The sequence below is a fragment of the Rhodococcus sp. NPDC057014 genome, from assembly GCF_042673295.1.
Classification (GTDB): domain Bacteria; phylum Actinomycetota; class Actinomycetes; order Mycobacteriales; family Mycobacteriaceae; genus Rhodococcus_F.
Genome location: NZ_JBHUSF010000445.1, coordinates 1 through 5,725, shown reverse-complemented (window position 1 = coordinate 5,725; position 5,725 = coordinate 1). Strand labels below are relative to the sequence as shown.

Annotated in this window: 5 protein-coding genes and 1 pseudogene; 2 read left to right on the top strand and 4 right to left on the bottom strand. The window is 66.4% G+C overall.

Annotated elements, in window-relative coordinates; all coding sequences use genetic code 11:
• From ACFTZB_RS42290 to ACFTZB_RS42280, 3 genes and pseudogenes are all read right to left on the bottom strand, one after another.
• Positions 1 to 314 (bottom strand): annotated as a pseudogene (locus ACFTZB_RS42290) (ABC transporter permease); the annotation flags it as partial.
• Positions 315 to 577: 263 nt separating this feature from the next.
• Entirely contained in the window at positions 578 to 1,495 is a 918-nt protein-coding gene (locus ACFTZB_RS42285) for a TauD/TfdA dioxygenase family protein (RefSeq protein WP_378441429.1), read from the bottom strand.
• A gap of 84 nt (positions 1,496 to 1,579) precedes the next feature.
• Positions 1,580 to 1,780 (bottom strand): hypothetical protein, encoded by a 201-nt coding sequence (locus ACFTZB_RS42280; protein ID WP_378441427.1) that lies wholly within the window; start codon positions 1,778 to 1,780, stop codon positions 1,580 to 1,582.
• A gap of 417 nt (positions 1,781 to 2,197) precedes the next feature.
• Here ACFTZB_RS42280 and ACFTZB_RS42275 point away from each other — a divergent pair, with 417 nt between their 5' ends.
• A complete protein-coding gene (locus ACFTZB_RS42275) occupies positions 2,198 to 2,950 on the top strand; it encodes a YcnI family protein (protein WP_378441424.1) in 753 nt (250 codons plus the stop codon).
• Entirely contained in the window at positions 2,937 to 4,616 is a 1,680-nt protein-coding gene (locus ACFTZB_RS42270; RefSeq protein ID WP_378441422.1) for a CopD family protein, read from the top strand. Before ACFTZB_RS42275 ends, ACFTZB_RS42270 begins: the two co-directional genes overlap by 14 nt.
• 35 nt (positions 4,617 to 4,651) lie before the next feature.
• Here the strand turns inward: ACFTZB_RS42270 and ACFTZB_RS42265 are convergent, their stop codons facing one another.
• A complete protein-coding gene (locus ACFTZB_RS42265) occupies positions 4,652 to 5,617 on the bottom strand; it encodes a MetQ/NlpA family ABC transporter substrate-binding protein (RefSeq protein WP_378441420.1) in 966 nt (321 codons plus the stop codon).
• Positions 5,618 to 5,725 lie beyond the last annotated feature (108 nt).

Here is a 5,725-nt window from a genome sequence, read left to right as displayed (position 1 = left end):
GGAACCGAGCGCAGACCGACGATCGCGTTGCCGATGACAGGCATTGCCGCGAAGAACGCCAGCATGATGAACGACGGCACGACTCCCAGCCCGAACGGCACGATCAGCAGGGCGAGCAATGCGAGGGACGGGATCGTCAACGCGACCCTGCTGGTGGTGAGTGTCAAGGCCGAGAAGAGCGGCAGGCGGTGCACCGCGATGGCGATGAGCACGGCGACGATGGTGCCGACCAGCACAGTTTGGAACGCGAGCGATGCGTGCTGATACGTCAGGAACCCGAGGAACTCTCCCCTTCCCTGCAGGTAGTTCCACATGTTCACGAGATTCCCCCTTGCGGCCACCGTGTTTCGGGGGCACATCGACTCCAGGACTCCGCCCGTGCCGGACGGCGACGATACCGCCCGGATACCGACGACGACCGAGTACCCAGTCTCGCCGATCGCAGACCGATCTGCAGGAAAGAGGATCGGCGTGTCCTCCAACTGCGGCGACGCCGATCGATACAGAAATCGACCGATTGCGACACAGTTGAAATCAGCTCGAGCCGAACACCTCGAGTCGTGGTTCCGAGACGGAATTACTGTGCCTCGAAGGGTTCACCCTCGAGTGCCTCTGACGTGCGCGCGTCCGGTCCGACGGGCACGTCACCTTCGAGGGTGATGCGGAACAGTCGACGGTCGTCGTCGGTGACGAGGTCGTTCGGCGCGAGATGGACCGACGAACGGTTGTCCCAGAACGCGATCGACCCCGGCTCCCACTTGAACCGCACCGTGTACTCGGGCCGAGCCAGCTCTTCGTAGAACAGGCCGAGAAGACGACGACTCTCGTGGGCCGACACACCGGCGATCTGCTGCGTGAAGCCCGGGTTGACGTAGAGGGCCTTCTCCCCCGTCTCGGGGTGCACCCGCACCACCGGGTGTTCGCTGACCAGCGGGCGCCGCTCGACACGGCGGAGGTAGTCCTCGGTGGGCGTCGAACCGGCGTCGGGCGCGAATCGGTGCACCGCACGCAGTTCGTCGGCGAGTCGCTGAATCGGTGCCGACAGACCGTCGTACGCGGCGACGCCGTTGGACCACTGGGTGTCGCCGCCGTACGGGGGCAGGACCTCCGCGCGCAGAATCGACGCGAAGGGCGGGTTGACCGCAGCGGTGACGTCCGCGTGCCATCGCACCTTGTCGTAACCGCCGCTGGACGCGACTCGCGATCTGAAGCGATCGCGGAAGATCGGATAGATCGTCGGATGGTTCGGGTCGGGGATCGAGTCGAAGAGTGGGTGTGCCGGAGTCGGCTTCCCGAAGTACGACGCGAAACGTAGGTGCTGGTCGTGGTCGAGGAACTGTTCTCGGAAGAACACGACCTTCCACTTCAGCAGTGCGGCGCGGATCGCCTGGATTTCGTCGCCGGTCAGCTCGTGGGTCAGATCGACGCCGCGAACCTCGGCGCCGGTGTATCCGGACTGCGGGATCACCGCGAGTCGAGTTGCGGCCTGCGTCATGTGAACTCCTTCTGTGGGACTTTCGGCAGCGGCATCGGGCGGCACCGTCCACTGTGTTCGGGGCAAAGGGTGACGGACTGAGGTTCAGGCGGTCCGGCGGATCGTGTGGGTGGCCGCGCACATCGGGCACCACGTCGCCTCACCGACGATCCACCCGTTGGTGCGTGCGAAGGCGACCGCCTCCGGACGACCGGCGACGGCAGCGTCGAATCGGTGCTCACACAGATCGCACCGCAGCATCCATCCACGCTTCCCTGAGGACCGCACCAGTATGTGAACAGTCATGTCACCCCCGTGACTTCGTCAGACTTCGCTCTCAGCATGGCACACCCTGCCCCGCACTGGTTGCCTCACAAAGGCACCCCGGGTCGCGGTCCGGATTCGACTCTCGTGTTCGGCTCCGGGCGTGCAGTGCGGATGGACGAGCGACAATTATTCGCTCCCAATGGATTCTGCGCTGTCGCACGCGCCGATCGGTCGCCGCATCCACCCTCCGCAGTCCCTGCCGTGGGCACGAACCCGAGTAACCATCACGCCGATCCGAACCCTCCGCCGCATCCGCGAGGGGCATTAGCATCGTTGGTACTCAGCGGTTTCCGGTGTCTGTTCGCGCGGACGGTCCGGCGTCTCGCCGGCACTCCCCACCCGAAACACACCAGTCATATGCAACCAACTCGCGCGGTCAATGGGAGTCGATCCAGCATGTCGAACTATGAAAATGTCAACGTCGGTCGCCGGCGGAGTGCGATTGCGCGCCGCATCGCAGCCGTGACGGCACTCGGAGGCGTGGCACTGCTCGGCTTCGCCGCACCTGCCGCGGCGCATGTCCACGTCGACGGCGCGGAACAGCTCTCGAAGGGCGGATACGGCCTAGTGCGCCTCATCGTTCCCACCGAGTCGGACGCCGCGTCGACAATCGGTCTGACCCTCACGGTCCCCGAGGGCGTCGACTTGACCTCGGCTCGGACGCTGCCGATTCCGGGATGGACGGCGACGGTCGAACGTGAGCAGTCCGGCGACGGGGAACGGGTGTCACGTGTCAGATGGCAGGTGACGGATCCCGCGAACGGATTGAAGGCGGCCGAATTCGGGGTGTTCACCCTGTCGGCGGGGCCGTGGCCCGAGGACGTCGACTCGGTTCCGCTACCCACCGAGCAGATCTACAGCGACGGTTCGGTGGTGTCCTGGAACGAGGTTGCCGTCAACGCGGGCATCGAACCCGAACACCCGGCTCCCGTCGTCACGCTTGCTGCCGGTGGTGCGGGTGCGCACGGCGACGGGCACGGCGGCACAGCAGATTCGGCATCGGCCGACGGTTCGTCCCATGTGGCCGCGTCCGACAGCGATTCGACAGGGTGGCTGTGGCGCACGATCGCGGTGGCCGCGCTGGTGCTCGCGCTGGGGGCCACGATCGCGGTGATCACCCTCGTGCGCCGGGGTCATGTCCGAACCTAGCCCGCCGGTGCTCGTGCAGAACGACCATCGCCGATTCGCGGCCACGATGACGCGAGCTGTTGCGTTCTCCTGGCTACTCGCGTTCGTTGCGACGGCAGCAGCGGTATGGTGGGCGCCACCCGCGTCGGCCCACGCCACCATCGTCTCGGCCGCTCCGGGCGACGGATCGCACGTCGACGTGTCGCCGGAGGTACTGGCCTTCGAGTTGAGCGAGCCGGTCACGCTGGTCGAGGGGTCGGCGCAGCTGATCGACAGCACGGGTGCCCGCCACTCGGTCGCGACCGACCGGGTCGAGGACGGTGGCCGCCGGATCGTGTTCGTGGTCGACGGAACAATCGGCGACGGGGCGTATCTCGCTACGGCGCGGGTGATCTCCGCAGACACTCACGTGGTGTCGCTGTCGAGCAGATTCACGGTGGGCTCGGTCACCCAGTTCGGACACGCCCTCGACGCCGGTGCGACAACGACCGGAGTCGAGCAGTACCTCCGTTATCCGAGCAAGTCGGCGGTGTACCTCGGTGTCGTCCTGTCTTCCGGCCTCATGATCGCCGGCCGCTGGGTCTGGCCCACCACCCTGGGCGGCCGCCGTTTTCGCACGGTCTACCGGGTGGGAACAGCGGTATTGACCGTCGGGCTGCTCGGTCGACTCATCGTGCAGGTTGCGGGGCAGTCAGGCGGGCTGGCCGACGCGTCGGCGTCGGCTGTCGCAACCGTCCTGGGCAGTCAGCTGGGTGTCGCGATCGTCGTGGCGGTGGTGCTGAACCTCGCCTGCTTCGCGTATCCGCCCGGGACGAACCGGACCGCCGACGCACTCGGGTACCTCCAGGCGGCGTCGGCGGTGGCCGCGGTCACGCTGGGCGGTCACGGGGGGTCCACCGAAAGATGGCCGCTGGCGTTCCTGGGCACCGCGGCGCACGTATACGCCGCCGCGCTGTGGCTCGGCGGAGTGTGCATCCTGGCTCTGGTAGTCGACGGTGTCGCGCAGCTCGAACGATGGCATCGGGTGGCCGCAGGCCATGTGGTGCTCGCGTCCGTCACGGGTCTGACCCTCGCGATCCTGCAGGTCCGTCCCGTCGAGGCGCTGTTTCGCACCTCGTACGGACTGGTGCTGACCGTTAAAGTCGTACTGGTCGGGCTCGTCGTGGTCGCCGGCTACCTGACATACCGTCGGTACCGTCACGGAGCGACCGACCCGGCCGGTGACCGCGGTGAGAACCCGCGGCGCTCGCGCACCGTGATCGTCGAGGCCGCTCTCGCGGTCGCAGTCCTCGCTGCGACGTCATTGCTGTCGTCTCTCACACCCGCCAAGGACAGCTACACCACGAATGTGCACACCGAGCTGAACTTCGGTGCGTCGGAGATCCTGGACGTCGAGATCGACACCGTTCGCCGCGGCCCCCAGACGTTGACCGTCCGGTTCCGGACCCCGGATGCGGGATTCGCCGCAGGCGCAGCGCTGCCCGACGTGGACGTCGAACTCTCCTCGGCCGTCGCCAATGTCGCACGGATGCCAGTCGAACTCACCAGAACCGGACCCGACGGCGACGGACTCACCTGGATCAGCGACGGGTTGATCGTGCCGACCGCCGGAGAATGGCAAGTCACGGTTCGGTTCGAGGGCACCCACGGACCCAAGCTGGCGTCCTTCGATTACGAGGCCCTCTAGAGTATCGGCACTGTCGACAGGTCCCTGACCGTGAGTCAGTTGCTCTCCGCGGCGGCCACCGGAATGTTCGCGCCCCGGAATTTCGTTTCCAGGAACTGGGCCAGTTCCGGGCTTTCCAGCGCACGTGCCAGTTCGAGCACTCGCTGGTCGCCCGCCAACCTCGACGGCGCGACGAGCACATGCGCATAGGGATTCCCCGGGCCCGGTTCGATCGCGAGCGCGTCGTCCGCCGGCGTCAGACCGATGGATGCCGCGTCATCCGGCTTGAGGACCACTGCGTCGTAGTTGTCGTACAGCGACTGGAGGTAGTCGTCGTAGCCGAGTCCCAGGAGTGTCAGGTGCCGGAGCGAGTCCAGCACGTTCGCCTGGGTAATCGTGAGATCCACCGCCGAGGTACCTCCGAACGGGCGGTCCAGCTTCACCAGCCCCGCGCTCTGCAGCAGATGGAGTCCACGCGCGAAACCCGTCGGAGTCGCGGGGAGCACGACCTGCGAGCCATGGGGAAGACTCCGCGCGGTCACCTCGTCCGCCACCAGGCCCACGTTCACCCAGCTCTCGGTGTCCTTCACATCCGTCCATTTCGACGAGTACAGGCCGTATGGAACGACATTCACCTTCGACACAATGCTCAGATTGTCGTACGCATGCGTGCCGAGATCGGCTTCGAACGCGGGGATGTGCTGATAGAACGAAAGGTCGCCGTCCCCGGCGGCCACCTTCTCGTTGGAATCTTCCGACGCGTCGACGAGTTCGACCTTCGCCGAGGCCGGCAGAAGATTCTCGACCGCGTACTCCACGATCTCGCGGTCGTCGCCGGCGCCGACGTAGACGAGAAGCGAATCCCCGGAACCCCCGGCGGTCTCGTAATCGACCTGTGTGTCCGACCCGCAACCAACCAACCCTGTCACGGCCGCGAGCGTCACGGCGACGGTCCCGAGGACGCGGCGCCGGTTGAGAACCATCGTTGCGTCGACACGGCTGCGGTGACTTGCGCGTTGCATCTGACCACTCACTCCACTCTCAGAGGTTTTCGACACGGAACGACCGGCACCCAGGAACTCGGGAGCCGGGTTCCTGGGTGCCGGGTTCATGGGTGCGGGGTTCATGGG